This is a genomic window from Microbacterium sp. ET2 (assembly GCF_030347395.1).
GTDB classification, from domain to species: domain Bacteria; phylum Actinomycetota; class Actinomycetes; order Actinomycetales; family Microbacteriaceae; genus Microbacterium; species Microbacterium albipurpureum.
The window spans coordinates 1,813,658-1,839,766 of record NZ_CP128170.1 but is presented as its reverse complement, the minus strand read 5'-3'; the positions used below and the strand labels follow the sequence as shown (position 1 = coordinate 1,839,766).

Below are 26,109 nucleotides of genomic sequence, written 5' to 3'. Positions count from 1 at the left end.
AGGGGTCGGCGCGAGGCGCGGGCGGCGTGCATACCTGATCGGTCCTTCGTTCTCGGCGTCAGCGCTGCTCCCGCTCGTCGAGCGCGAGGTTCAGCTGCAGGACGTTGACGCGAGGTTCCCCGAGGTAGCCGAGGTCCCTGGACTGGATCATAGACTCCACCAGCTCGCCGACCTCGTCGGCGGGGATCCCGCGTTCCTCCGCCACGCGCGGCACCTGGAGCAGGGCGTAGGCAGGGCTGATGTGCGGATCGAGTCCCGAGGCCGAGGCGGTCAGCGCATCGGCGGGGATCTCCTCCGGCGAGACGCCCTCGCGTTCGGCGATCACCGCCTTGCGCTCCTCGATCGCTGCGATGAGGTCGGCGTTCTCCGGGCCCCAGTTCGAGCCGCTCGACGCACCGCCGTCGTAGCCGTCACCGGCGGCCGAGGGGCGGGACTGGAAGTATCCGGGCAGGGCCTCGCCGTCGGCATCGGTGAAGCTCTGCCCGATGAGGGCAGAACCCACGACGGCACCGGCCGCGTCCCGCTGGAGGGATCCGTTCGCCTGCCAGGGGAGGACCAGCTGACCGATGCCGGTGATCAGCAGGGTGTAGCCGACACCGAGGATGACGGTGAAGGCGACCATCGCGCGGACGGCGACGCCGACGCTGCGCAGGGTGGTGCGGGTGGTGGACATGCGTGCGACTCCTTGTTCGGGTCGAGAGTGCGGGGGCTCAGAAGCCCGGGATGAGGCTCACGACCAGGTCGATGAGCTTGATGCCGATGAAGGGCGCGATGACACCGCCGAGACCGTAGATCAGGAGGTTCCGCGACAGCAGCTGAGACGCGCTCGCCGGCCGGTAGGCCACGCCCCGCAGCGACAGCGGGATGAGGAAGACGATGACGATCGCGTTGAAGATGATCGCGCTCGTCACAGCGGACGCCGGCGACGACAGCCCCATGATGTTCAACGCCGCGAGCCCGGGGAAGACCCCCATGAACATCGCCGGGATGATCGCGAAGTACTTCGCGATGTCGTTGGCCAGGGAGAAGGTCGTGAGTGCCCCACGCGTGATGAGCAGCTGCTTGCCGATGCGCACGATGTCGATGAGCTTCGTCGGGTCGCTGTCGAGGTCGACCATGTTGCCGGCCTCCTTCGCGGCCGACGTGCCGGTGTTCATGGCCACCCCGACATCCGCCTGCGCGAGAGCGGGGGCGTCGTTCGTGCCGTCGCCGGTCATGGCGACGAGACGGCCACCCTCCTGCTCGCGCTTGATGAGTGCGAGCTTGTCCTCGGGGGTGGCCTCGGCGAGGTAGTCGTCGACACCCGCCTCGGCGGCGATGGCCTTCGCCGTCAGGGGGTTGTCTCCCGTGATCATGACCGTGCGGATGCCCATGGCGCGCAGCTCGTCGAAGCGCTCGCGCAGTCCGTCTTTGACGATGTCCTTGAGGTGGACGACCCCGAGGATGCGGCTGCCGGTGCCGCCCAGCGTCGCGACGACGAGCGGCGTGCCACCGGCTTCGGCGATCGCGTCGGTCTCGCTCACGACTTGCGCGCGCACCTGGGTCGGCACGGAGGCGCCCTCCGCCTCCAGCCACGCCAGGACCGCTGAGCCCGCACCCTTGCGCACCTGGGTGCCGTCGGGGAGGTCGAGCCCGCTCATGCGGGTCTGCGCGGTGAAGGGCACGGTCACCGCCCCGGCGGGCATCTCGGCGACGATGCGCTGGGCCGCGGCGAGCTCCGCGATCGAGGTTCCCTCGGGGGTGGGGTCCGCCAGCGACGACAGCGATGCAGCCCGGGCGAGGTCCGCGGCATCCACTCCGGTCATGGCGACGAAGTCGCTCGCGCGGCGGTTTCCGTAGGTGATGGTGCCTGTCTTGTCCAGCAGCAGCGTGGTCACATCGCCGGCGGCCTCGACAGCGCGGCCCGACATGGCCAGCACGTTGCGCTGCACGAGCCGGTCCATCCCGGCGATGCCGATCGCCGAGAGCAGCGCCCCGATCGTGGTGGGGATGAGGCAGATCAGCAGGGCGATGAGCACCGGGATGCTGGCGGGTGCGGCCGCATAGGACGCGATCGGGTTGAGGGTGAGCACGACGATGACGAAGACGATCGACAGGCTCGCGAGGAGGATGTTCAGCGCGATCTCGTTGGGCGTCTTCTGCCGGCTCGCGCCCTCGACGAGCGCGATCATCCGATCGACGAAGGTCTCGCCGGGCTTCGAGGTGATGCGCACGACGATGCGGTCGGACAGCACGCGCGTGCCGCCCGTCACGGCGCTGCGGTCGCCCCCCGACTCGCGGACGACCGGTGCGGATTCGCCGGTGATCGCCGACTCGTCGACCGTGGCGATACCGTGCACGATGTCGCCGTCGCCGGGGATCAGTTCGCCGGCCGTCACCACGACGACGTCGCCGAGGGTGAGCTCGGCAGACGAGACCGGGGCGGTGCCCGACAGCTCGGCGGCGGGGTCGGCGACCGCGTCGTACCCGGTGACCCGGTTCGCCATCGTGCTCGTCCGGGTGTTGCGCAGCGTCGCCGCCTGCGCCTTGCCCCGCCCCTCGGCGACCGACTCGGCGAGGTTGGCGAAGAGCACGGTGAGCCAGAGCCACACCGCGATCCCCCAGGTGAACCCGGCGGGCACCACGGTGCCGCCGGACTCGCCGGCGCCGCCGAGGAAGGGCTCGGCGATCGCGATGACGGTGGTGAGCGCAGCGCCCACCCACACCAGGAACATGACGGGGTTCCGCCACAGGGCGGCGGGGTTGAGTTTGCGAAGTGCCCCGGGGAGCGCCTGGGCGAGCTGTGCGGCGCCGAACGCGCGGGGTGCGCGCGCCTCGGATGCCGCCTCGTGCGAGCCGACGGTCGGCGGGGGAGTGGTCAGTGTGGACATGGTCAGACGAGCCCTTCCGCCAGGGGACCCAGCGTGAGAACGGGGAAGTAGGTCAGCGCGGTCACGACGACCGCGAGCACCGCGAGGAGCCCGACGAACTGCGGGCGGTGGGTGGGGAGCGTCCCCACCGTGGACGGCACCGGCCTCTGGGCCGCGAGCGACCCGGCGAGTGCGAGCACCAGCACGATCGGTAGGAACCGGCCCAGGAGCATCGCCACACCGAGCGCGGTGTTGAGCCACGGGGTGTTCGCGGTGAGACCGGCGAAGGCCGAGCCGTTGTTGTTCGAGGCCGAGGTGAAGGCGTAGAGCACTTCGCTCAGGCCATGGATGCCGGGATTCCAGATCGACGTCGCCTCGACATCCGCTCTGATCCCGGGGATCGCGAAGCTCAGCGCGGTCCCGGCGAGCACGAGTGTCGGGGTGACGAGGATGTAGAGGCTCGCGAGCTTGATCTCGCGCGGCCCGATCTTCTTCCCGAGGTATTCCGGGGTACGGCCGATCAGCAGACCGCCGACGAACACGGCGAGGACGGCGAGCACCAGCATCCCGTACAGTCCCGACCCGACGCCGCCCGGCGCGATCTCGCCGAGCATCATGTTGATCATCGGGATCATGCCGCCGAGTGCGGTGTAGGAGTCGTGCATCGAGTTGACCGCGCCGGTCGAGGTCAGGGTCGTCGCGGCGGCGTAGAGGGTCGAGCCGAAGATGCCGTACCGCACCTCCTTGCCCTCCATCGTCGAGCCGGCCAGCTGAGGGGCGGTGCCCAAGGCGAGCGACTCGAGCCAGCTGACCGCGGCGATGGACACGATCGCGATCGATGCCATCACCGCGAGGATTGCGTAGCCCTGACGGTTGTCGCCGACCATGCGGCCGAACGCGCGGGGCATCGCGACCGGAATCGCGAGGAGCAGGAGGATCTGCAGCACGCTCGTCCACGGCGTGGGATTCTCGAACGGATGCGACGAGTTGGCGTTGAAGAATCCGCCGCCGTTCGTGCCGAGCTCCTTGATGGCCTCCTGCGAGGCGACGGGTCCGCCGGGCAGCGTCTGAGTGGCGCCGCTGAGCGTGGTCACGTCGGTGAAGCCGTTGAAGTTCTGCACGACGCCGGCGATGAGCAGCGCGATCGCGGCGAGGATCGACAGCGGGAGCAGCAGGCGCCCGACGCCGCGGACGAGGTCGACCCAGAAGTTGCCGATCGTCGTCGCTCCCCGACGGCCGAACCCGCGAACGAGCGCGATCGCCACGGCGATGCCGACCGCTGCCGAGACGAAGTTCTGCACAGCGAGCCCGGCGAACTGCACCGTATAGCCGAGCGTCAGCTCGGGCGAGTACGACTGCCAGTTGGTGTTGGTGACGAACGACACCGCGGTGTTGAACGCCAGCGCCTCGGGAACGGCGGGAAGGCCGAGCGAGGAGGGGAGGAACGCCTGCAGCCGCTGGAGGGCGTAGACGAACAGCACACCGACGACGGAGAAGATCAGGACGCTGCGGGCGTAGACCTGCCACGTCTGCTCGGAGCGGGCGTCGACACCTACGAGGCGGTAGAAGCCCCGCTCGACGCGCGCGTCGCGGTCGGTGGTGTAGACGTGGGCGATGTAGTCGCCGAGGGGACGGTAGAGGAGCGTCAGAAGCAGGACGACGGTGGCGACCTGCAGGATGCCGGTCCACGTGGCGGTGGCGTCCATCAGAACTTCTCCGGCTTCACCAGGGCGATGACCAGATAGACGATCGCGGCGACGGCGAGGGTCGCGGCGATGAGCGAGAGGGCGGTCACAGCCGCTCCACCCCCCGCGCAGCCAGGGCCACGAGGGCGAAGAGGGCGATGGTCGCCACGAGATAGATCACATCGAGCACGAGATGCGATGCAACACCCCCGGATGCCGCGGCTGCGGCATCCTCACGGAATCCCTACGGCCCCGCGGCTGCTCCTCACGGGTTGCTCACGGCGGCCGTGTCGGGCCGCTCCCCTCGTCCGCGCGCGAGGCGAGGGTGCGAAGAAGGAGAAGAGCGGATGCCGCGGCGCGGCGTCACTCGTCCGGGCGGGCCTCCAGGCTCGACCGTTCGGCGATCGGGGGTGCCTCGAGATCGGGCTCGAACGGCCGGCCGGCGCGGTCCTGGCCGGGGAGCGGGCGCGACCGCCGCCCGTAGATGAGCTCTGACGAGTCGAGAAGCCACGGCACCAGGGTGATCGTGACGCCGTGGATGAGCATGAGCTGCTGGGCGATGCGCCGCGCGCGACGGTTGTGGAGGAAGGTCTCCCACCAGTGACCGACGATGTACTGCGGCAGATACACCGTCACCACGGCCGACCCGTGCTTCTGCCGATACTGACGGATGAACTCCGCGACCGGCTGCGCGTAGTAGCGGTACGGCGACTCGAGGATGACGAGGGGCACCGGCATCCGCTGGTCCTGCCACTCCCGCTGCAGCGCGTCGGCGTCGTCGTTCGTCACCGCCACGTGCAGGGCGATCGTCTTGTCGTGCTTGGCCGCGAGGGCGTAGTCGAGGGCCTTGGCGACCGGCTTCTGGAGCTTGCTCACGAGGATGAGGGCGACGTCGCCCGACGAGCCGTACTGGACCGGCTCGTCGATGCGGATCTCGTGGTCGACGTCGCGGTAGTACCGGTTCACGCCGATCATGAGCACCGCGAGCACCGGGATGGCCAGGAAGACCAGCCAGGCGCCATAGATGAACTTCGTCGCGGTGACGATGACGAGGACGGCGACCGTCATCGCCGCTCCGGTCGAGTTGATCGCGAGGCCGGTGAGTGCCGCGCGGCGCTCGGCCGCCGCCCGTGGATCACGCCGCGCCTCGACGCGGGTGGTCTGGCGGAGCTCGCGTCGCCAGTGCCGCACCATGCCGATCTGGCCGAGTGAGAACGACACGAAGACGCCGATGATGTACAGCTGGATGAGGGTCGTCAGGTTCGCCTGGTACACGATCAGGACCACGATGGCCGCGAGGCCCAGGATGATCATCCCGTTCGAGAACACCAGCCGGTCGCCGCGGGTGTTCAGCGCCTTCGGCGCGTAGCCGTCGCGCGCCAGCACCGACCCGAGCAGCGGGAATCCGTTGAAGGCCGTGTTGGCGGCGAGCAGCAGCACGCAGGCGGTGGCGGCCTGCACGATGAAGAACGGGATCGACCCCATTCCGAACGTGGCCGCCGCGATCTGCGCCATGAGGCTCGGCTGGGGGGTGGTCTCGCAGGCGAAGCCGACGAGGTTGCAGGGGTCTTCGGCGTAGTGCACCTGCGAGATGAGCCCGACAGCGGTGAGACCGGTGAAGAGCACGATGGCGACCCCGCCCATGAGCACGAGCGTCCACTGGGCGTTCCGCACCTTCGGGCGGCGGAAGGCCGGCACGCCGTTCGAGACCGCTTCGACCCCGGTGAGGGCGGAGCATCCACTCGAGAACGCCCGCAGGATGAGGAGGATCGTCGCGGCCTGGGTGAGCTCCTCGGCCTGGACCGCGTACTCGGCGCTCGAGGCGATCGGCGGGTCGCCGAGCGCGGTGCGGATGAGGGCGACGACCACCATGAAGGCGACCGAGCCGATGAAGACGTAGGTGGGGATCGCGAAGGCGAACGAGGCCTCGCGCACCCCGCGGAGGTTGACGATCACGAGCAGGATGACGAAGCCGACCGCGAACTCGATGCGGAAGGGCGCGAGCTCGGGGATCGCCGAGATGATGTTGTCGACGCCCGACGCGATCGACACGGCGACGGTGAGGACGTAGTCGACGAGGAGTGCCGAGGCGACGACGACCCCCGGCACCTCGCCGAGGTTGGTGCGCGCCACCTCGTAGTCGCCGCCGCCTGAGGGATACGCCTTGATGAGCTGGCGGTAGCTCAGCACCACCACGATGAGCAGCACCACGACGGCGACCGCGACCCCGGGGCTGAAGGCGAGGAACGCCGTGCCGCCGATGAGCAGGATCATCAGCAGCTCCTGCGGCGCATAGGCCACCGAGCTCAGCGCGTCGGAGGCGAAGATCGGCAGCGCGCGGCGCTTGGGCAGCAGCTGGTCGTCGAGCTTCTCGGAGGTGAGGGGTCTCCCAGGAGGAGGCGTTTCGCGCGAGGGGATTCCTCCACCGGCTCGCGACCATCAATCGTCACGGCCGATGACATTACGCCTGTCGTGGCTCCAGCGCTCGCAGAAAGGGTGCCGCCACGCTGGGCGAGATGTGACAGTCGAGGAGGACGAGGCTCGTCGCGGTGGGCCCGGAGGAAGGATGCGGCGATCCGCAGCGTCTCGCGGTCGTAGACCGAGAGGGTCCGGAGGCCGAAGGCGCCGGCGATCAGAGCGAAGCTGCGAGCGGGGAAGCGCATGGGCGACTCGGCGAAGCCCTCCGGCCCGAACTGGTGCACCTCGGCACCGTACGCGGCGTCGTTGAACACCACGATCGCGCCGCGCGGAACGAGCCGCGCAACGGAGTCGAGATCGGCCAGCGACATGAGGAGACCGCCGTCGCCGACACCGAGCACCGGGTACGCGTCGGGCCGCGCCGCCGCCGCGCCGACGAGTGCGCCGAGGCCCAGACCGATCGACTGGAACGCCAGTCCGGCCGGCACGAAGGATCGCGGGCGGGCCGGTCGCCAGGACGCCAGGGGCCAGGCCATGAAGTTGCCGCCGTCGACCACGAACGTCGCGTCGGACGGCACGGCATCGGCGACGGCGTCGGCGACCGCGGCGGGGTGAAGCCCGTCGACGAGCGTGTGCGCGCCCGTCGACGGGTGGACGGAGGGGATGCCACGCCATGTCCCTGTTCTCTCGGCGTTCGCCGGGGCTTGGAGCAGCAGCTCGATAAGGGCGTCTTCGGCGTCGGCCCGGATGAACTGGTCGACGCGCGTCGAGGTCGGCTGCGCCGCGAGGTCGATCTGAACGACGTGTGCGCCGGCGGCGAAGACCGTTCCCCGACGCGTGGTGTGGGCGTTCAGGCCGGCGCCGATCACGACGACGACGTCGGCGCGATGCATCGCGGCGGCCTCGTCGTCGGTGGCGAAACCGCCGGCGATCCCCAGGTGGCCGTCTCCCGAGCCGAACACTCCGAGCGCGAGAGTGGTCGTCGCGGTGCGTGCCCCGTACGCCGACGCGGTGCGTCGAAGAGCCTCGGCGGCGCCGATCGCGCCGCGCCCCGCCAGGAGGAGGGGCCGCCGCGCGGCGCGGAGCCGGTCGGCGAGGCGCGACAGCTCGTCGCGCGCCGACGGGAGGAGGGCGCCCGATGCCCCGGGGCGATCCGCCGCCCGCGCACGAGCCCCCGGCCGGGTGGCCGTCCGTCGCGAGACATCGGAGGGGACGCACACCACGGCCGGCCGGTTCTCCGCCCTCGCGGTCTGGAACGCCGCCCGGATCGTCCCGACGGTGTCTTCCTCCTCGACCATCCACGCCCGCGCCCCGGCTGACGCGGCCGTTCGGCGGATGTCGATATCACCCGGCCGCGGGCCGCTGACCGGGGCCGACCCGGTCAGCAGCACCAGCGGCGATCGTGCCCGCGACGCTTCAGCCAGAGCCGTCAGGGCGTTGGTGAACCCCGGCCCCGACGTCGTCGTGCACACGGCGGGCCGGCCCGCGACACGCGTAAACGCATCGGCCGCTACAACGGCGCCGGCTTCGTGGCGCATCGGGGCGTACGACATCCCCAGCCGGATCATCCCGTCGATCATCACGGCGTTGTCGGCGCCCATGACGCCGAAGGCGTGGGAGCTGAACTCCAGAGCGGATGCCGCGACGACCCGTCCGACCGACTCGGCGGGCCGCGCGCCGGCCAGGCGCGTCTCGCGCGGGTGGACCGTCGTCATACGAGAGCCCCGGCTGCCTGCAGGAGTCGCAGGCGCGACGCATCGAGATCCTGACGGCGTGCCGCGAGGTCGTGACCGACGATCCGGCCGTCGCGCTTGCGGAACTCACCGGCGACCAGGACGTGCTCCACGACGTGCGCGTCGGCGGCGACGATCTGCGATGCGATCGTGTCGGCGGTCGGAACACTCGTCACGTCGGCGCGCAGCACGGTGATGTCGGCCTGCTTGCCGGGCGTGAGCGAGCCGGTGACATCGGCGAGACCGAGGGCGAGGGCACCATCGATCGTCGCCATCCGCACCATGTCCTCGGCGGTCACGCGGAGCGGCCCCGGCCACTCGTGACGGCTCAGCGCTGCCGCGTTCTGGCGAGCGCGTTCGGCTTCCATCGCCGCCCGCATCTCACCGAAGAGGGTGCCGGGAATGCCACTGACGATGTCGACGCTGAGGCTCGGCCGAAGGCCCGCATCCAGCATCCTCCCGGTGGCGGGGTAGCCGTGACCCATCTGCATCTCGACCCGGGGCGAGACCGACACCGAGCCACCGGTCTGAGCGATCCGCACGAGTTCGGCGTCGGTCGCCGTTGTGGCGTGGATGAACTCCAGGTCGTCGCCGAGCAGCCCGCGGGCGTCGAGCTCGGTGACCGCGCGCGCCGCACCCATCATCCCGACGCCGATGTGCAGCGAAATGCGCAGGCCCAGCTCGCGGGCGAGCTCGATGTCGCGCACGGTCGTGGGCACGTCGGCGAATTCGGGACCCCAGCTGGCGAGCGCGAGGGTGAGGAGGCCGTCGGGTCGGCCGAAGCGCGCGGTCCCGGCGAGGCGCCGGAGGTCGGACTCGAACCAGTCGGCGGCGGGCAGTGCCGCAAGGCCGTACCCGTAGACGGCGCGGATCCCGGCAGTCTCCAGGGCGCTGATCGCCGCGTCGGCGTGCGCGGGCGTGTGCACGATGTGCGACCAGTCCATCACCGTGGTGGTACCCGCATCGAGCGCCTCGAGGCTGCCGACGAGACCGGCGATCCGTACATCTTCGGGGGCGAAGCCCGGGCCGATGCCCTGGATCATCCCCGCGACGTAGTCCGACATCGTCCAGTCGGCGGCGACGTGACGAAGCGCTGTCTGCCACAGGTGGCGGTGGGTGTCGACCAGTCCCGGCATGACGATGGACCCGTGGACGGGGACGATCTCGGCGCGAGGGTCGATGATCTCGGGCCCGACCTCGCGGATGACGCCGTCGACGACGAGCACATCGCCGGACGTGAACACGCCCAGGTCGTCGTCGCTGGTGAAGAGGGATCCGCCGCGGAGAAGCAGTCGGCGTTCAGACATGGGTTTCCTTTCGTGAGAGCGTCGATCGACGCGACTCATCACGTTAGGAATCCGAGGGTGCCCACCTCTTCGGGGATTGCACGGAGAAGTCCACGGAAATGCTCACCCGGACTGCCTCATCAGCACCGCCAGTTCGCTGCGGGAGCGCACGCCGAGCTTGCGATAGGCGGCCGACAGCTGCGACTCCACCGTGCGGACGCTCAGGTGGTACTCGTCGGCGATCTCCCGGTTGGTCGAGCCCCGCGCCACGGCGAGGGCGACGACCCGCTCGCGTTCCGTGAGCACTCCTGCCGGCGTGGAGGCTTCGACCTCGCCACGAAGCGCCACGATGCGCCCGACCAGCCCGGCGTCGCTCGCCCTCCGCGCGCTGGACTCCGCCGCATCGAGTGCCGCGACGGCGTCGTGACGCGCTCGCCGCGCGTGGTGAGCGCGGGCGAGCGCGAGCTGGGTGCGAGACCGCTCGAAGGGCATCTCCGCTTCGCGCAACAGCGCGTCGGCCTGGGTGAGCGCGTCGACGGCGGCCGAGGAGTCGTCACGCGCGAGCGCGATCTCGCCGCGGATGCTTGCGGCAACCCCGTCGAGCAGGGGTCGGCCGCCGGCGGAGATCTCCTCCAGTCCGGCGGCAATGTCGCCGGCGGCGCTCAGATCGCCGACGGCGATCAGGGTGCGGGCGAGATCGAAGTCCAGCCACAGCCGGCGCCCGGGCTCGGCCATACCGAGCGAATCGGCGAGCGATCTCGCCGAGGTGAGCGCGCTGAGCGCGGACGCCCAGTTCTGGGTGCGCGCGGCGGTCAGGCCGAGAAGGGCCTGCCGCACCAGCCGGCCGATCGCCTCGCCGCCCGGACCATGGGGAAGCCGCACGATGCGTTCGATCTCGTCCGCATCGGCCCGTCGCAGCGCCCGCAGGCCCATGGCGGCGATCGCGCTCGGCGGTGGGGTGTCGGGCCAGGGGTTCACCTGCTCCCAGAAGTCCAGCCAGTGCTCCGCCCGGGCGAGGTCACCGGCCTGCGCTTCGGTGGCGGCCAGATGCAGCGCGAACACGCCGGCTACGACCTCCTGGCCCTGCTCGACAGCGACGGCGTGCATGGCTTCGAGGGCCTGGCGCGACCGCTCCAGCTGTCCGACCTGGTGAGCGTAGAGGCCCGTCATGGCCCGGGCACTGTCATTGACTGCGAGAAGGTCGATCTGCGTCTCGAGGGCGGCGCATTCGGCGAGCAGCCCATCGTCGAGCCCGCGACCTGCGTCGAGATCGTCGAGGATGAGCGCGCCGAGCGCCCGGTGCCGCGACAGCGGCGCCGCTCCGGCTCTGCGCAGCAGATCGGCCGCCCCGCGTGCGAGGGCCAGCCGGTCGCCGGCCTCATGGCCCGCCTCGGCACGGTAGGTGTCGTACACCGCCTGCCTGACGGGATCGTCGGTGGGGGAGGCGGCGGCATGCAACATCGCGCGGGCGGCGGCGTCGCCGCGCTCTGCCGCCGCGGCGGTCACCAGCAGAGGGAGGGCGCGATCCAGGAGCGCGACGTCGAGACGCTCGAATTCGACACCGCCGAGCGCATCGAGCACACCGGCGAAGTCGCCGGCGCGCAGCGCCAGATCCGCCCACGAGATCCGTCGCCGCGCCAGGGCGGGGTCGTCAGCCGAAGTGCGCCGGACGGCGCGCCCGGCGAGGTCGGTCGCCTCTCCCACCGCACCCTGCGAGCGAGCGCGCATCGCGGCCTCGTCGAGCGCTCGGGCCAACGCCGGCTGCGCGCCGGGCGGCGTCGCGCGCTCGAGATGGTCCGTACGGGCCACGGGATCGACGACGACCTCCGAGATCCGGCCATGAAGGGCCCGCCGGTCGGGTTCGCTCAGGCCCTGCAACGCGGTTGCCGAGAGCATGGGATGCCGCGCGGTCACCCTGCCTCGATGCTCCTCCACCGCGCCGCCGTCGATCGCTTCGAGGATGTCGGCGTCCGAGACCGAGGCCGCCGCGTGGAGGTGCTCCGCGGAGAGGGGACCCGCGGCCCCGAGGGCGGCGAGGATGCGGCGCGCTGCCGGGCTCGCCCGCTCGATGCGCTGCCTCATCGCTTCCTCGAGCGAACTCGATGCGTCCGCGTCATCCACCGCAGCCATCTCCAGCGCCCACAGGGGATTCCCGCCGCTGAGCGCCTGCACGCGTGTCGCGGTGGCGAGGGGAAGGGTGCGGCCGGTCGCATCCTGGGCGACAGCCTGAACGTCGCGGGGGCTCAGCGGCGGGAGAGCGACGACGGACTCGCCGAATGCGTCGTCGGGGCGAGGCGACGCGTAGGCGAGCAGCAGTGAGGGGGCGCCTCCCGCCGTGTAGCGGCGCGAGGTCAGGTAGCGGATGACCTCGGCGGACTCGGCGTCCAGCGCATCCCAATCGTCGACGACGATCGCAACGGGCGAGATCTCCAGCAGACGGAGGATGACACTGTGCGTGGACATCATGACGCGTGCCGGGGTGAGTTCGCCCTCGATCGATGACCGTCCGAGCGCTGCACAGAGACCCGAGGCGTGACCCGGCGGCAGGTCCAGAGATTTCGGGTCGACCCCGGTGAACAGCTCATGCAGGCCTACGTGGGGGGTCGGCACGCTCGAGCGCACACCCCGCGCGAACAGCACTCGGGTGCCGGGCGAGCGGGCGGCGACGAGATCGAGCACGCGGTCGATGACCGTCGTCTTGCCGAAACCCGCCTCAGCTGAGACGAGGGTCGTCGTTCCCGGTGCGGCGAGGCGGCGGGCGAGATCGGCCGCGAGCTCTTCTCGCAGCGGCGGCAGCCGTGGCTCAAGGGGTGGAACGGCAGCGTCTGCGGAGATTCTCCGTGTCATCTTCCGTGGTTTCTCGGATGGCGCGTGGCCGACGGATTTCTAGCGTGGAAGGCATGAACGACACGAAGACCCTCACCGTGGCATCGCCCGGCGAATCCCCCTACGCCGTTGCCATCGAAGCGTACAACCTCCTTCCCCAGCCCGCTCCCCGTCGCACCGTGATCGCCCGATCGGTCGAAGACGTGTGCGAAGCGGTCCGCTACGCCCGCGACAACGACCTCACCGCGAGCGTCATCGCGACCGGGCACTCCGCGGCGACATCGCAGCCTCTGGACGGCGCACTTCTCATCCGCACGCAGCTCGACGAACCCGTCGTGATCGACCGCGAGGCGCAGACCGCGACCATTCCGGCCGGCACGCGCTGGGCCGCGGTGGTCGCCGCGGCCGCCGAGCACGGGCTGGCCGTCTTGCACGGCTCCAGTGGCACCGTCGGTGCCGTCGGGTATCTCCTCCGTGGTGGTATCAGCTTCTACGGGCGCACCCACGGGATCGCAGCCAACAACATCGTGAGCATCCGCCTCGTCCTCGCCGACGGTCGCGTCGTCACCGCGAGCCCGGACGAGGAGCCCGACCTCTTCTGGGCGCTGCGCGGGGGCGGTGGCGGATTCGGCGTCGTGACGTCGGTCACCATCCGGCTCCTGCCGATGTGGAAGGTCTACACCGGCATCGCGTTCTGGCCCGCCGAGCACGCGGAGGAGATCATCTCGGCCTGGCGGACGTGGACCGAGAACGCCCCGTGGACTCTGACCACAAGCATGCGCGTGCTGAACATCCCGCCTCTGCCGGGCATCCCCGAGGCGATCGCCGGCCGGACCGTCGTCGCGCTCGACGGGGCCGCCGGCATCCGCGACCCGTACCTGCTCACCGACATCAGTCACCAGGCTGCCGCCCTGCTCGACCCGCTGCGCGCGATCGCCGAGCCGATCATCGACACCTGGGACCTCCGCGACCCCATCGAGCTTCCCCTGACGCACATGGATCCCCCCGATCCCATCCCCTACGTCGGCGACCACCTCCTCTTGTCGAGCCTCGACCAGGCCGACGTCCGCACCCTCGTCGACCTTGTGGGGTCAGCGTCGGGCTCGACGTTGACCAGTGTCGAGCTGCGACACCTCGGCGGCGCCTTCGCATACCCGCCCGAGAACGGTGGGGCGTTCGACCGTACGGACGCGGAGTTCGCTCTGCTCGTCGTCGGTGCCGTCGGCGGTCCTCTCACTCCCGAGATGCAGGAGGGCGCCGCCGCTCGTATCCGAACCGCCCTGAGCCACCGCGACACCGGCCGTACCCTGCCGACCTTCGTCGAGTCGGCGTCCCAACCGAGCCGGACCTTCGATCACGCGACGTGGGAGGCCGTCGACCGCGTCCGCCGCGCCGTGGATCCCCGCGGTCTGTTCCTCCCCAACATCGTGCCGTTCGTGGATGCCCGATGACCCGTGCGATGACGACCCACCCCGTCGCCGAGGGGGTGACGTTCGTCGAAGGTCCCGCCTCGAACTGGACGGTCCTCGTCGGCGACGGGGAGGTCGCACTGATCGATGCCGGGTACCCGAACGACTACCCGCTCGTCGAGGAGTCGATCTCGGCCGCCGGCGGTGCGGGCCTTCCGGTGACGACCGTCCTCATCACCCACGGACACAGCGACCACATCGGCTGCGCGGGGGCCATCGCCCGCGTGCACGGTGCGCGCGTGTTCGCCGACGCCGCGGAGCTCCCCAACATCCGGAGGGAGATTGTCGAGCAGATCACGCTCCTCGACCTGCTCCCGTCGCTGTGGCGACCGCGCGTCATCCGATGGGCGGTGCACGCGATCCGGTCGGGCGGGCTCGACAACGTCGCCGTCGAAGACGTGCGTCCGCTCGCGGGTCCCTTCACCGTCGCAGGCCACCGGGTGATTCCGATCGTCACCCCCGGGCACACCCGCGGCCACACCGCCTTCGTGCTCCCCGACGCCGAAGCGCTCGTGACCGGGGATGCGCTGGTCGCCGCGCACCCCACCCTCCCGCACGCCGGCTCGCAGCTCCTCCCCGATATGTTCCACGCCGACCCGCACCGCGCGGTGCTCGCGCTCGGAGCCCTCGCGTTAGCGCGGGCATCCGTACTTCTCCCGGGGCACGGACCGCTGCTGCGCACGAATCCGTTCGATGCCGTCGAAGCCGCGCGACTGGCACGGCTTCCCGATGTGCCGCGCCCGACGATCCCCACGCAGCCCCTCGTGTGGTGGCGGGCCGCGGTGTGCTGATTCGACCGTCGACGCGGCGAAGGAGACCACGTCTGCCGGCCCTGCCCGTTCCTGGTCGGTGGGGGTGTCAGACTCTTGCGCGTGGATCGCATCACGCCGGGGATCGTCGCGGTCCTCTTGGGCGCATTCGCGGGCGTCGCCCTCTTCGTTCCCTTCGTCGCCATCTCCTACCGTCGCCGGGGAAGGCTGAGCGCCGGTCGACTGCTGCTGTGGGCGGCGGCGCTTATGTACTTCTGGGCGATCTGGGCCTACACCCTCGTGCCGCTGCCCGACACCACGACCTATCGGTGTGCGGGGGTCAACCTCGATCCGCTGACGTTCGTCCGCGACATCCGAGGCGCCTTCGACGGTGTCGGGTCGCCTCTCGCTGACCCCGCGCTGCTCCAGCTGGGTCTGAACGTGCTGCTCTTCGTCCCGCTCGGCTTCTTTCTCCGGGTGCTCGGTGGGCGCGGCATCGTCGTCGCCCTGCTCACGGGGTTCGCGCTCTCCCTGCTCGTCGAGACCACGCAGCTGACCGGCGTCTGGGGCGTGTTCCCCTGCGCCTATCGGGTGTTCGACGTGGTCGACCTCGCCACGAACACCCTCGGCGCGGGCCTGGGCGCTGTGCTCGCCCTGGCCGTGCCGAGGACTCTGCGCGGGTCTCCTCCCGCACCCGACGCCGATCAGCCACGGCCGGTGACGCGCCGCCGACGACTACTGGCCATGGTGTGCGATGTGCTGGTGTACCTGTTCATCGGCGCCGCTGTGTCGGTGGCGACCCAGCTCTGGCTGCAATTCGTGATCGGCGACACCGACGCCGTCGGGGAGGGCGCCATCGCATCGGTGGTCGGACAGGGGGTGGCCGTCGGCGCGGTGCTCACGGTGATCCTGATGACGGGGCGCTCCTTCGGGGATCTCGCCGTGCAGTTGCGCTACGTCGGAGACCGGCTGCCGACATGGGCCGAGCGAACCCTTCGGGCTGTCGGCGGGATCGCGGGCTTCGCCGCCCTCGACAGCCTCACGAGAGAGAACGGCGCGTGGGCACTTCTCTTCGCCGTCATCGCCGTCGTCCTCGCCCTCACGACCAGGGACGGACGGGGGCTTCCCGGACTGATCTCCGGTCAGACGCTCACCGACGCCCGAGGAACTCGCGCGCCGCGGTGACGAGGTTCGTCACGCCGTTGTCGAGGGTGGGCTGCAGGAGCGGGGCGAAGAACGGCGAGTGATTGGTGGGGATGTCGCGTTCGATGCTCCCGGATGCCACGGCGTCGGCGTACACCTGAGGGTCGACGCCTCCCCAGAACCAGAACACCAGGGGCACCCCCGCTTCCCGGGCGAACCACGAGACGTCCTCGCTGCCGGTGAACATGCCCGGGTCGATGACGGTGTCTTCCCCGAAGGCGCGGGCGAACGCCGCGCTCAGGCGCGCCGTCGCCTCGTCGTCGTTGATGGTCGGCGGGAGGCTGTGGTCGACCCGGATGACCGGCTCCTCCTCCGCACCCGAGGCCTGCGCCTCGGCGCGGACGATGCGCTCGACCTTCTCCAGCACGCGCGCACGGGCCTCGTCGTCGGGGTAGCGGAGGCTGAGTTCGAGCACGGCCTCGGCGGGGATGATGTTGTTCTTCAAGCCCGCGTGGATCGAGCCCACGGTGACCACGGCGACATCGCGTGGGTCGGTCTCGCGCGAGACGACGGTCTGCAGCCGCATGACGGTGGCCGCGGCCATCACGACGGGGTCGATCGTGGAGTGCGGCCGCGAGCCGTGACCGCCCCGACCGAGGAGCGTGACGCGCAACCCGTCCGAGGCCGCCATCTGGGTTCCCGGGCGCATGCCGATGGTGCCGGCCGGCAGTGGCGTGACGTGCTGGCCGAGCACGATGTCGGGCCGCGGGAAGCGGTCGAGCACGCCGTCGGCGATCATCGCCTGCGACCCGGCGCCGTACTCCTCGGCGGGCTGGAACACCGCGACGACCGTGCCGCGCCACTCATCGGTGGTGGCGACCAGGCGCTCGAGCGCACCGAGGAGAGCGGTGACGTGCATGTCGTGCCCGCATGCGTGCATCACCGGAACGGCCAGGCCGTGCGGATCGATGCCGCGGGCGGTGCTGGCGTAGGCGAGGCCGGTGCGCTCCTCGACGGGGAGGCCGTCCATGTCGGCGCGGAGCCACACGACGGGGCCGCGTTCGCCCTCGACGGCGGCGTGGTCGTCGTTGCGGATGACCGCGGCGAGGCCGGTGCGTCCGACGCCCTCCTCGAACTCGATGCCGAGCTCCGTCAGCCGCTGTGCGATGACCCCGGCGGTGCGGGTCTCTTGGAACGACAGCTCGGGATGACGGTGGAGGTCGGTGTAGATCGCATCGAGGTCGAGGGCCATACCGCCGAGCCTAACCTGCCGAAACCGGGTGGCTCCGGGCCGGTCGGTATGCGGCGGTCAGCTGGTCGCGCGGGCCGTGGAGCCGCGCACGATCAGCTCGTACGGCAGGCGACGCGACGGGCGCTCCTCGACGGGGGCGACCCCGTCGATCTCGGCGAGGATCGCATCGGCAGCCCGCTCGCCCTGGCCGAGGGGGAACTGGTCGACGGTGGAGAGCCGGAAGAACTCGCCCAGCTCGTGACCGTCGATCCCGATGACCGACAGGTCTTCGGGCACGCGATAGCCGAGCTCGCGCGCGGCCAGCAGGGCCCCGATGGCCATCTCGTCGGATGCGGCGAAGACGGCGGTCGGGCGCTCGCCGGGGCGTCCGAGCAGCTGCTTGGCGGCGTGGAACCCGCCCTCGATCGTGAAGTCGGCGGGCTCGTACAGCGCGGGCCGCGCGGGGAACCCGGCGTCGCCCAGCGCCTGCTCGAACCCCTGGCGACGCTGCGTCGGCACGTGGAAGTCGACGTCGAACTCGGGGCTCGCGCCGATGTGCGCGATGTCGCGATGGCCGAGCGCGATGAGGTGTTCGGTGGCGAGCCGGGCCACGGCGACGTCGTCCATCGTGAGCGTGTCCAGGCGTCGGCTCGGTCCACCGATCGCGATGACCGGCAGGTCGATCTGCCGCAGTCGCTCGAGCTCGTCCTCGCCGAGCTCGAGCGAGATCGCGATCACCCCGTCCACGCGCTGGCGGCGCAGGAAGTTCTCGAAGATCGCATGCCGCTCGGCGGCGTCGTTGGTGAGGCTGTACAGCGTGATGTCGTACCCGCGACGCATGAGCGAGGTCGAGATGCCGCTCAGCACGGTGCTGAAGAACCAGCGGTCGAGGAACGGCACGAGCACCCCGATGTTGCGCCGACGGCCCGAGGCCAGGCTCGATGCCGACGCCGACACCACGTAGCCGAGGCTCTTCGCGGCATCCTCGACCCTGGTCTTCGCCGTCGCCGAGACGTGGCCGCGGCCGCTCAGCGCGCGGGAGACGGTGGCGGTGGACACGCCGGCCAGGCGTGCTACCTCGTCGATGCTGACCACGTCGCTCCCTCGCTCGTCGCCCGCGCGCTCGCGCCGCTTAGTCCTCGGTGAGCCACACCGCCGTGTCGACGGGGAGCGTGCGATCCTCGACCGGGCCGCTCGCGACCAGGATCTCACCCGCGGGCAGCTCGACCGCGGAGACGCCGAGATTGGCGATCACCCGCACCGAGCCGTTGCGGAACGCCACCACGTCATCGCCGAACCCGTCGAGCCACTCCAGGTCGCCGGCACCCAGCTGATGGGCGCGGCGCTCGGCGAGCAGGCTGCGGTACAGCGACAGCGTCGACGCGCCGTCGGCGCGCTGGACGTCGCGGGCCACACCCGCCCAATCGGCCGGCTGCGGCAGCCACGCTTCGCCGGTCGTGCTGAAGCCGAACGCGGGCGCGTCGCTCTGCCACGGCAGCGGCACGCGGCAGCCGTCGCGGCCGTAGCGCTCGCCGCCGGTGCGGAACCAGGTGGGGTCCTGGCGGGCGTCGTCGGGCAGGTCGACGACCTCGGGCAGGCCGAGCTCCTCGCCCTGGAACAGGTACGACGAACCGGGGAGGGCCAGCATGACGGTCGTCGCGGCGCGGGCGCGGCGCAGTCCGACATCCGGGATCGGCTTGCCGGCGGAGTCGGGACCGATGCCGTGCCCCTGCGGGTTCTCGGCCGTCAGCGCGAGGCGCGACGCGTGACGCACCACATCGTGGTTCGACAGCACCCAGGTGCTCGGCGCACCGACCCCGGGGAAGGCGCGAAGCGACTCGGTGATGACCTCGCGCAGCTCGGTCGCGTTCCACGGCGTCGACAGGTAGGGGAAGTTGAAGGCCTGGTGCATCTCGTCCTCGCGGACCCAGAGCGCCGTCTTGTCGGCGGTGGGCAGCCACGCCTCGGCGGCGAGGACCCGGTCTCCCTCGTACTCGGCGAGCAGGGCGTTCCAGTCGCGGTAGACGTCGTGCACACCCTCCTGGCCCCAGTAGGGCACGTCCACCTCGCCGCCGCCCATCGAGTCGGCGGTGGAGGGCGGGGTGTAGTCGGGAAGACCCTCGGCCTTGACCAGGCCGTGGGCGACGTCGACGCGGAAGCCGTCGACACCCCGGTCGAGCCAGAACCGCAGGATGCGGCGGAACTCCTCGCGCACCTCTTCGTTGGTCCAGTCGAAGTCGGGCTGCGAGGTGTCGAACAGGTGGAGGTACCACTGACCGGGGGTGCCGTCGGCCTCGGTCACCCGGGTCCAGGCCGGGCCGCCGAAGACCGACTCCCAGTTGTTCGGGGGCACGTCACCGTCGATGCCGCGGCCCTCGCGGAAGATGTAGCGCGCGCGCTCGCGGCTGCCGGGGGCGGAGGCGAGAGCCTGCTGGAACCACTCGTGCTGGTCGGAGGAGTGGTTGGGGACGAGGTCGACGATGACCCGGATGCCGCGGTCGTGTGCGCCCTCCAGCATGTCGTCGAAGTCGGCGAGCGTGCCGAACAGCGGGTCGACGTCGCAGTAGTCGGCGACGTCGTAGCCGGCGTCCTTCTGAGGGCTGCGCATGAAGGGGGAGAGCCAGATCGCGTCGACGCCGAGCTCGGCGAGGTCGTCGAGGTGTGCGGTGACGCCGGGGAGGTCGCCGATGCCGTCACCGGAGGTGTCGGCGAACGAGCGCGGGTAGATCTGGTAGATGACGGCGGTGCGCCACCACTCGGAACCGGGGGTGGAGGAGCGGTCTGCGGGGGATGTGACCGTTTCGGGCGAAGTCATGCGCTCACAATACTGCAAGCGCTTACACTTTCCTGAGTGTGTTGCGCGCGCGACTAAGGTGGCGGGGTGAACGCCTCCGGCCCCCTCGCCCGCGCCGAATCGCTGATCGCCCTCATCCCCGATCACCCGTCGCCGGGCATCGAGTTCCGCGACATCACGCCGCTCCTCGCGGACGCCGCCGCACTCCGCGCGGTGACCGAAGCCCTCATCGCCCCCTTCGCGGGCACCTTCGACGTGGTCGCCGGGGTCGAGGCGCGCGGGTTCCTGCTCGCCGCCGCCGCCGCGATCGCCGCCGACGCCGGCGTCGTGCCGGTGCGCAAGGCGGGCAAGCTCCCACGGCCCGCGGCGGCCGTCGACTACGCGCTGGAGTACGGCACCGCCACCATCGAGGTGCACGACGACCTGCCCCGCGGTGCGCGCGTGCTCCTCGTCGACGACGTGCTCGCCACCGGCGGCACCCTCGCCGCCGCGCATGACCTCTTCGCCGAGGTCGGCGCCGAGGTCACCGGCACCGCGGTGCTGCTCGAGCTCGAGGCGCTCGGCGGCCGCGCGGTCCTGAGCCGCGTCGACACCGCCATCCACGCCGTCTTCCGCGCCTGACCGCCCCGCCGCCCCGCCCCGCCGCCGCCGCGCCCCGCCCCCTTCGCCGAAAAACCACATCTGCGCCGAAACACCCCGCCACGGCGTGAGGTCTCGGCGAGAATGTGGTTCCTCGGCGAGCCAGTGGTGGTGGTGCTTGACCCTGACACGGTGTCAGGCTCTGTCGTGGAATCACCATGTTGAGTATCGGAGAATTCGCCCGGCTGGCCGGAGTGTCGGTCCGGATGCTGCGTCACTACGACCACCTCGGTCTCCTCACGCCCGAGCGGGTCAACCCGTGGAGCGGCTACCGCTCCTACGGCGCCGACCAGCTCGAGCGCGCCAACCGCATCGTCGCCCTGAAGGACCTCGGGTTCACTCTCGAGCAGGTCGGACGGATGCTGGACGGCGGCCTCTCACAGGAGGACATCGCGCTCCTCCTGCAGGAGCGGCGCGAGGAGCTGCGGTCGCAGATCGCCGCAGACCGGCACCGACTCGCGGCCGTCGAGGCGCGTCTCCGCGTCATCCAGAAGGAGATTCCCATGACGGAATACATCGAAACCGCCCTGCCCGAACTGCGCGTGGTGCAGCAGACCGCGCGCATCGAGGAGATGTCGCAGATCGAGGCGGAGATCGGCTACATGTTCACCAGGGTCAACGAGGCGATCGCCGCGGCCGGGGCTGCGCACACCGGACCGGGCGTCGCGATCTACACCACCGACGGAGACGGCATGATCGCGGCCGCGGCGGAGCAGATCGGCGATGCCCCGACCCCGCCGGGGCTCGAGCGGGCGACCGTGCCCGCGGCATCCCGGGCCCTCACCGGACGGTACGAGGCCGACGACCTGCTGGGAATCCAGCGCGCGTGGCAGGACCTCGTCGCAGAGGGTGAGCGCCGCGGGCTGTCGGTCGCGGGAGCCGCGCGCGAGGTCTACCTCGAGACGCCGATGGACCCGGGCGGCACCCGCTGGGTCGTCGACCTGCAGCAGCCGGTGGCCTGGCTCGACGGGCCGTGCCCACGACGCCGAGACCCACTTTCCGCGCCGAGACCCACTGCGCCACGGTGGGTCTCGGCGGCGGAGGTGGGTCTCGGCGTCTCCCGCACGCTCGGCGAGGCACGCGGTGCGAGAAACGTGTGTCGAGAAACGCCACCCGGCTCCGACACACTGAGAGGGCCGCGCCCGGCGGCCGGAAGTGAGGGAGTTCCGATGCAGTACCTGATCCTGATCCACAACAGCCCGGCCGTGATCGATCTGTTCGCGAAGATGAGCGACGAGGAGCGCACGGCGGCGTTCCAGATCTACTGGGACGTCGAGTCCGACCTGAAGGCCACCGGCGAGCTGGTCGACTCCAAGGCGCTCGACACCGCCGCACAGCGGCACGTCGCCCGCGGCTCCGGCGGACCGGTCGTCACCGACGCGCCGCTGCCCGAGCTCACCGAGGTGGTGTCGGGGTACTACCTGGTGGATGTCGCCGACGAGGCCCGTGCCGCCGAGATCGCCGCCCTGTTCCCCGAGGCCGTCGTCCCCGGCGGCATGCGCATCGCCCGCATCTGGACCGATGCGGACTTCGCCGCGAACACGTGAATCCGTCGCCGCTCGGGGCGCTGACCGCGGCGGTGCGGTCGGCGGCCCCGCGCGCGCTCGCGGTGATGGTGCGACGGACGGGCGCCTTCGACAACGCCGAGGACGCGGTGCAGGAGGCGCTCCTCGCGGCATGGGCCCAGTGGCCGCGTGAGGGGATCCCCGACAACCCGGCCGCGTGGCTGGTGTCGGTGGCGTCGCGCCGGTACGTCGACGCGGTCAGATCGGATGCCGCGCGGCGGGCGCGGGAGGAGAGGTCGACCCTGCTGGACCCCGGCGGCGCCGTCGCGTCCGACGTGGACGACACCCTTCGCCTCTTCCTCCTGTGCTGTCATCCGTCGCTGCCGCCCGCGTCGCAGATGGCGCTCACGCTGCGCTGCGTCGGCGGGCTCACCACCCGCGAGATCGCACGTGGTCTGCTTGCAGCCGAGCCCGCTGTCGCGCAGCGGATCTCTCGGGCGAAGGCGGCGCTGCGTGGGGTGTCGCTCGAGTCGGCGGGCGCGCTCGCCGATCGCATCCCTGTGCTCCTCGACGTGCTGAGCCTCCTCCATACCGAGGCGCACTCGGCGGTCGAGGGCGAGGACATCATGCGTCCGCTTCTGGGCGCGGAAGCGCTTCGCCTCGCCCGACTCCTCCTCTCCCTCGCGCGCCCCGACGACCCCTGGCGTCCCGAGGCGATGGGCCTCGTCGCCCTGATGCTCCTCACCGATGCGCGGGCGCCTGCGCGAGTGGACGCCGACGGCGTGCTGGTTCCGCTCGCGCACCAGGACCGGACCCTGTGGCGCGCCGACCGCATCGCCGAGGGCGCCGCGCTGCTCACCGACGCGCTCATGCGGGAGCGCGCGGAGCGCTATCAGGTGCGTGCGGCCATCGCCGCGGTGCACGACGAAGCCGCGATCGCGGACGAGACCGATTGGCGGCAGATCCTGGGGCTGTACGAGGTGCTCTGCCGCCTCGACCCGGGCCCGGTCAGCGAGCTCGGTCGGGCCGTCGCAGTGGGGGAGGTGGTCAGCCCGGCGGCGGGGCTGCAGATCGTCGCGGCGTGGGTGGGCAGAGCCTCGCCGCTCCGCGTCGCGGCGGTGCGTGCTCATCTCCTCGATCGGGCGGATCGGACGGCGGACGCGCGGCGGGAGTACGAACTCGCCGCGCGACTCACCCGCAACGGCGCCGAGCGCCGCTGGTTCCTCCGCGCCGCGGGAGCGCGGTAGGGCGGACGCCTGGTCGTTGAGCGAGCAGCGGAGCGACGAGACGAAACGCCCAGCGGACAGCGCCGCGTTTCGACTCGCTGTGCTCGCTCAACGACCGGGGCGGGGTGGGCGCGCTTCGTCTCGCTGCGCTCGCCCGACGACCCGTACGAGAACGCCGCGCCGCGGCATCCGCGTACGATCGAGCCGTGCTCGTGCTCGCTGCGGTGGTCCTCTTCGTCAACGCGCTCTTCAACGCGGTCGTGTGGCCGCGGTTCTACCCGCGCATCGCGAACGACCCACGCGCGCGGGACGCCGACGGGCGCCGCACGACGTTCTATCGCGTGCACGTCGTGCTGATCACGATCGCGCTCGTTCTCGCGGTGGTGAGCGTCGCCGCCGGGATCGCCCTGCTCGTCACCGCCTGACCCCGAGCGACCAGACGCGACGAGGGCCTACAGCAGCCCCACCCCGAGGTTGATGGGGCTGCCCTCGATGTTGCCGATGATGCCCCGGATGATCGCGGTGCCGTCGGTGCCGCGCAGGCTCTCGTACCAGGCGGCCGTGATCGACGGGTCGTAGCCGTGGGTCTCCTCGCCGCGCTTGCGCGCGCGCAGCACGAGCTCTCCCGCGCGCTCGGTGCGCATCTTCTCGTACCGCCGCAGCGAATCCTCGACCCCGACGGTGTGGGTGGTGAGGCTGATCGCCAGCGCGAAGCTGTCTTCCAGCGCCGAGCAGGCGCCCTGCCCGATGTCGGGGGCGGTGTTGTGGGCGGCATCCCCGAGGATCGCCACCCGTCCGCGCGTCCACGTGTGCAGCGGATCGATGTCCCAGATCTCCACGCGGTTCAGAGACTCCGAGAGACGGATGCCGGCGATCAGCCGCCGCACCTCGGGCGACCAGTGCCCGAAGGCGGCCTCGAGCGGCGCGACACCATCGCCCGGCTCGTAGGGCAGCCCCGCCGGCTGCGGGATGTCGAACCAGAAGTAGAAGCGGTCGTCGGCGACCGGCATCACCGCGGCGCGCTTCCCCTCGGCGACCCAGGTCGTCCACTGATCGAGCGGACCGATCGCCGCGTCGGCGTCGACCAGCCCGTTGAAGTTCGTGTACCCCGAGTACTGCCGCTCGACGCGGAACCCGCCCTCATCCGCCCGGGTGATCCAGTCGCGGGTGAGCGAGCGCGCCCCGTCGGCGCCGATGAGCAGATCGGCGGCGTCGGTGGATCCGTCAGCGAAGACCGCGATCACCTTCTCGCCGTCCTCGCGGATCGCGACGAGCTCGCGCCCGAGGTGGATCCGGTCGAGCCCGAAGGTGTCCATGAGCAGCGCCTGCAGCTCGGCGCGTGAGACGGGGTAGGGCCGTTGGCCCGTGTGCGCGGTCACCGGTTCGAGGCTGAACCGGCAGAGCTGATCACCGGTGTGGCCGTCGTGGTAGGCCATGTGGTCCATCCGGCCCCCGAGGCGGGCGACCTCCTCACCGAGACCCAGCCAGTTGAGCACCTTCACGCCGTTCGACCACAGCGACAGTGCGGCGCCGACGGGTCGGTTCTGTCGCATCCGGTCGTAGATCACCACGTCATGCCCGTGTCGGGCCAGCGCGATCCCCGCGCTCGTGCCCCCGATTCCGGCACCGATGATCACGACCTTCACGTCTCAGCTCCCGCGGTAGGTGGAATAGGAGAAGGGGCTCAGCAGCAGCGGCACATGCAGATGCGTGTCGTCGGTGACGCGGAAGGTCACCGTCACCGACGGGTAGAAGGTGTCGACGCCGAGGCCGGCGAAGTACGCGCCGGTGGCGAAGGTCAGCACGTGCGTGCCGTGGTCGAGGAACTCGGGCCCGAGGCTGAGGCGCCCGTCGAGGTCGGTCTCGCCCGACGCGATCTGCAGGATGCGCGGTTCGTCGGCCATCTTCGACAGGACGACGGCGACCCCGCTCGCGGGAAAGCCCGAGGATGCATCGAGGACGTGGGTGGTGAGCTGACTGGTCATGGCATCATCCTGTCCGCACCCGATCGGCCGACACGGTCTCGCGCAGTCGCCCGAGGGCGATCTCGCACAACTGGCCCGCCGCCTCGACGACCTCCGACTCGGGCGTGTTCGACAGGCGCCTCTCGAGCTCGGCGAGCATCTCCTCCGCCGACCGCCCGCGGGCCCGGATGAGGAACACCCGTCCGAACCGCGCCTCGTAGCGGGTGTTGCCGGCGGCGATCCGCTGGGCGACGCCGGGGGCGGCAGCCGTCATCGCGGCCTGCTCGCGGCGCGAGGCGGTCGCGGAGGCGTCGTCGCCGACGGGGCGCTCCCCGATGCGCGGATGCTGCGCCAGCGCCTGGTCGAGATCGTCGGCGTCCCACGACGCGGCCTCGGTCGCGGCGGTCGCTTCGAGCTCATCCCGCGACGGATACGGGCGCCCGGCGACGACCGCAGACACCCACCGCGGGATCGCCGCCCACAGGCTCACCAGATCGCGCGCCGCACCCTCGTCGAGGGCGTTGAAGTCGCCGATGCGCATGACGGTCCTCTCGCGGGGGTGCTGCGGAAGCCTCACGCTACGAAGCCGGCA

At 71.2% G+C, this 26,109-nt stretch carries 21 protein-coding genes; 7 read left to right on the top strand and 14 right to left on the bottom strand.

Translation table 11 applies throughout. The annotated features are described in order from the left end of the window. Positions 1 to 58 precede the first annotated feature (58 nt). The 8 genes from kdpC to QSU92_RS08790 form a co-directional block, all read right to left on the bottom strand. Complete coding sequence (gene kdpC / locus QSU92_RS08825) at positions 59 to 673, bottom strand: K(+)-transporting ATPase subunit C (protein ID WP_289261048.1); 615 nt, start codon at positions 671 to 673, stop codon at positions 59 to 61. A gap of 37 nt (positions 674 to 710) precedes the next feature. Beyond that, on the bottom strand, positions 711 to 2,870 hold the full coding sequence (gene kdpB, locus QSU92_RS08820; protein ID WP_289261047.1) for a potassium-transporting ATPase subunit KdpB: 2,160 nt from the start codon (positions 2,868 to 2,870) through the stop codon (positions 711 to 713). Positions 2,871 to 2,872: 2 nt separating this feature from the next. Continuing rightward, positions 2,873 to 4,555, bottom strand: coding sequence for a potassium-transporting ATPase subunit KdpA (gene kdpA / locus QSU92_RS08815; protein WP_289261046.1), 1,683 nt, complete (start codon positions 4,553 to 4,555; stop codon positions 2,873 to 2,875). After that, positions 4,555 to 4,644 (bottom strand): potassium-transporting ATPase subunit F, encoded by a 90-nt coding sequence (locus QSU92_RS08810; protein WP_289261045.1) that lies wholly within the window; start codon positions 4,642 to 4,644, stop codon positions 4,555 to 4,557. Before QSU92_RS08810 ends, kdpA begins: the two co-directional genes overlap by 1 nt. A gap of 253 nt (positions 4,645 to 4,897) precedes the next feature. Further along, entirely contained in the window at positions 4,898 to 6,835 is a 1,938-nt protein-coding gene (locus QSU92_RS08805; protein WP_289261044.1) for an APC family permease, read from the bottom strand. 5 nt (positions 6,836 to 6,840) lie between these two features. Beyond that, positions 6,841 to 8,667 (bottom strand): thiamine pyrophosphate-binding protein, encoded by a 1,827-nt coding sequence (locus tag QSU92_RS08800; RefSeq protein WP_289261043.1) that lies wholly within the window; start codon positions 8,665 to 8,667, stop codon positions 6,841 to 6,843. Next, complete coding sequence (locus QSU92_RS08795) at positions 8,664 to 9,992, bottom strand: amidohydrolase family protein (protein WP_289261042.1); 1,329 nt, start codon at positions 9,990 to 9,992, stop codon at positions 8,664 to 8,666. Before QSU92_RS08795 ends, QSU92_RS08800 begins: the two co-directional genes overlap by 4 nt. A gap of 102 nt (positions 9,993 to 10,094) precedes the next feature. Further along, complete coding sequence (locus QSU92_RS08790; RefSeq protein WP_289261041.1) at positions 10,095 to 12,818, bottom strand: helix-turn-helix transcriptional regulator; 2,724 nt, start codon at positions 12,816 to 12,818, stop codon at positions 10,095 to 10,097. A gap of 53 nt (positions 12,819 to 12,871) precedes the next feature. On the opposite strand from QSU92_RS08790, the gene QSU92_RS08785 reads away from it, so the two are divergent. The 3 genes from QSU92_RS08785 to QSU92_RS08775 all read left to right on the top strand — a co-directional run bounded on the left by QSU92_RS08785 (position 12,872) and on the right by QSU92_RS08775 (position 16,200). Next, a complete protein-coding gene (locus tag QSU92_RS08785) occupies positions 12,872 to 14,248 on the top strand; it encodes an FAD-binding oxidoreductase (protein ID WP_289261040.1) in 1,377 nt (458 codons plus the stop codon). Continuing rightward, positions 14,245 to 15,057: an MBL fold metallo-hydrolase gene (locus tag QSU92_RS08780; protein ID WP_289261039.1), complete on the top strand. Its 813-nt coding sequence runs from the start codon at positions 14,245 to 14,247 to the stop codon at positions 15,055 to 15,057. The genes QSU92_RS08785 and QSU92_RS08780 overlap by 4 nt, the downstream gene beginning before the upstream one ends. A gap of 81 nt (positions 15,058 to 15,138) precedes the next feature. Further along, entirely contained in the window at positions 15,139 to 16,200 is a 1,062-nt protein-coding gene (locus QSU92_RS08775; protein ID WP_289261038.1) for a VanZ family protein, read from the top strand. On the opposite strand, the gene QSU92_RS08770 is transcribed toward QSU92_RS08775, so the two are convergent. Genes QSU92_RS08770 through QSU92_RS08760 form a run of 3 tightly spaced genes read right to left on the bottom strand, consistent with a single transcriptional unit; the run spans position 16,166 to position 20,204 of the window. Then, on the bottom strand, positions 16,166 to 17,410 hold the full coding sequence (locus tag QSU92_RS08770; RefSeq protein ID WP_289261037.1) for an amidohydrolase: 1,245 nt from the start codon (positions 17,408 to 17,410) through the stop codon (positions 16,166 to 16,168). The two genes, QSU92_RS08775 and QSU92_RS08770, sit on opposite strands and share 35 nt — an antisense overlap. Before the next feature lie 57 nt (positions 17,411 to 17,467). After that, positions 17,468 to 18,484 (bottom strand): LacI family DNA-binding transcriptional regulator, encoded by a 1,017-nt coding sequence (locus tag QSU92_RS08765; RefSeq protein ID WP_289261036.1) that lies wholly within the window; start codon positions 18,482 to 18,484, stop codon positions 17,468 to 17,470. 37 nt (positions 18,485 to 18,521) lie between these two features. Then, a complete protein-coding gene (locus tag QSU92_RS08760; protein ID WP_289261035.1) occupies positions 18,522 to 20,204 on the bottom strand; it encodes a glycoside hydrolase family 13 protein in 1,683 nt (560 codons plus the stop codon). Between the two features lie 66 nt (positions 20,205 to 20,270). On the opposite strand from QSU92_RS08760, the gene QSU92_RS08755 reads away from it, so the two are divergent. The 4 genes from QSU92_RS08755 (at position 20,271) to QSU92_RS08740 (ending at position 23,978) form a co-directional block, all read left to right on the top strand. Continuing rightward, a complete protein-coding gene (locus QSU92_RS08755) occupies positions 20,271 to 20,804 on the top strand; it encodes an adenine phosphoribosyltransferase (protein WP_289261034.1) in 534 nt (177 codons plus the stop codon). A gap of 176 nt (positions 20,805 to 20,980) precedes the next feature. Further along, positions 20,981 to 22,369 (top strand): MerR family transcriptional regulator, encoded by a 1,389-nt coding sequence (locus QSU92_RS08750; RefSeq protein WP_289261033.1) that lies wholly within the window; start codon positions 20,981 to 20,983, stop codon positions 22,367 to 22,369. Further along, positions 22,366 to 23,574 carry an RNA polymerase sigma factor gene (locus QSU92_RS08745; protein ID WP_289261032.1) on the top strand — a complete coding sequence of 403 codons (1,209 nt, stop codon included), beginning with the start codon at positions 22,366 to 22,368 and terminating at the stop codon, positions 23,572 to 23,574. The genes QSU92_RS08750 and QSU92_RS08745 overlap by 4 nt, the downstream gene beginning before the upstream one ends. Positions 23,575 to 23,759: 185 nt before the next feature. After that, entirely contained in the window at positions 23,760 to 23,978 is a 219-nt protein-coding gene (locus QSU92_RS08740) for an SCO4848 family membrane protein (protein WP_289261031.1), read from the top strand. Between the two features lie 27 nt (positions 23,979 to 24,005). Here QSU92_RS08740 and hpxO read toward each other — a convergent pair whose 3' ends face one another. Genes hpxO through uraD form a run of 3 tightly spaced genes read right to left on the bottom strand, consistent with a single transcriptional unit; the run spans position 24,006 to position 26,058 of the window. Continuing rightward, entirely contained in the window at positions 24,006 to 25,199 is a 1,194-nt protein-coding gene (gene hpxO / locus QSU92_RS08735; RefSeq protein ID WP_289261030.1) for an FAD-dependent urate hydroxylase HpxO, read from the bottom strand. Between the two features lie 3 nt (positions 25,200 to 25,202). Beyond that, entirely contained in the window at positions 25,203 to 25,538 is a 336-nt protein-coding gene (gene uraH, locus QSU92_RS08730; protein WP_289261029.1) for a hydroxyisourate hydrolase, read from the bottom strand. A 4-nt stretch (positions 25,539 to 25,542) separates the two neighbouring features. After that, the gene (gene uraD / locus QSU92_RS08725) at positions 25,543 to 26,058 is read right to left on the bottom strand and encodes a 2-oxo-4-hydroxy-4-carboxy-5-ureidoimidazoline decarboxylase (RefSeq protein ID WP_289261028.1); all 516 of its coding nucleotides are present in this window, start codon (positions 26,056 to 26,058) and stop codon (positions 25,543 to 25,545) included. Positions 26,059 to 26,109 lie beyond the last annotated feature (51 nt).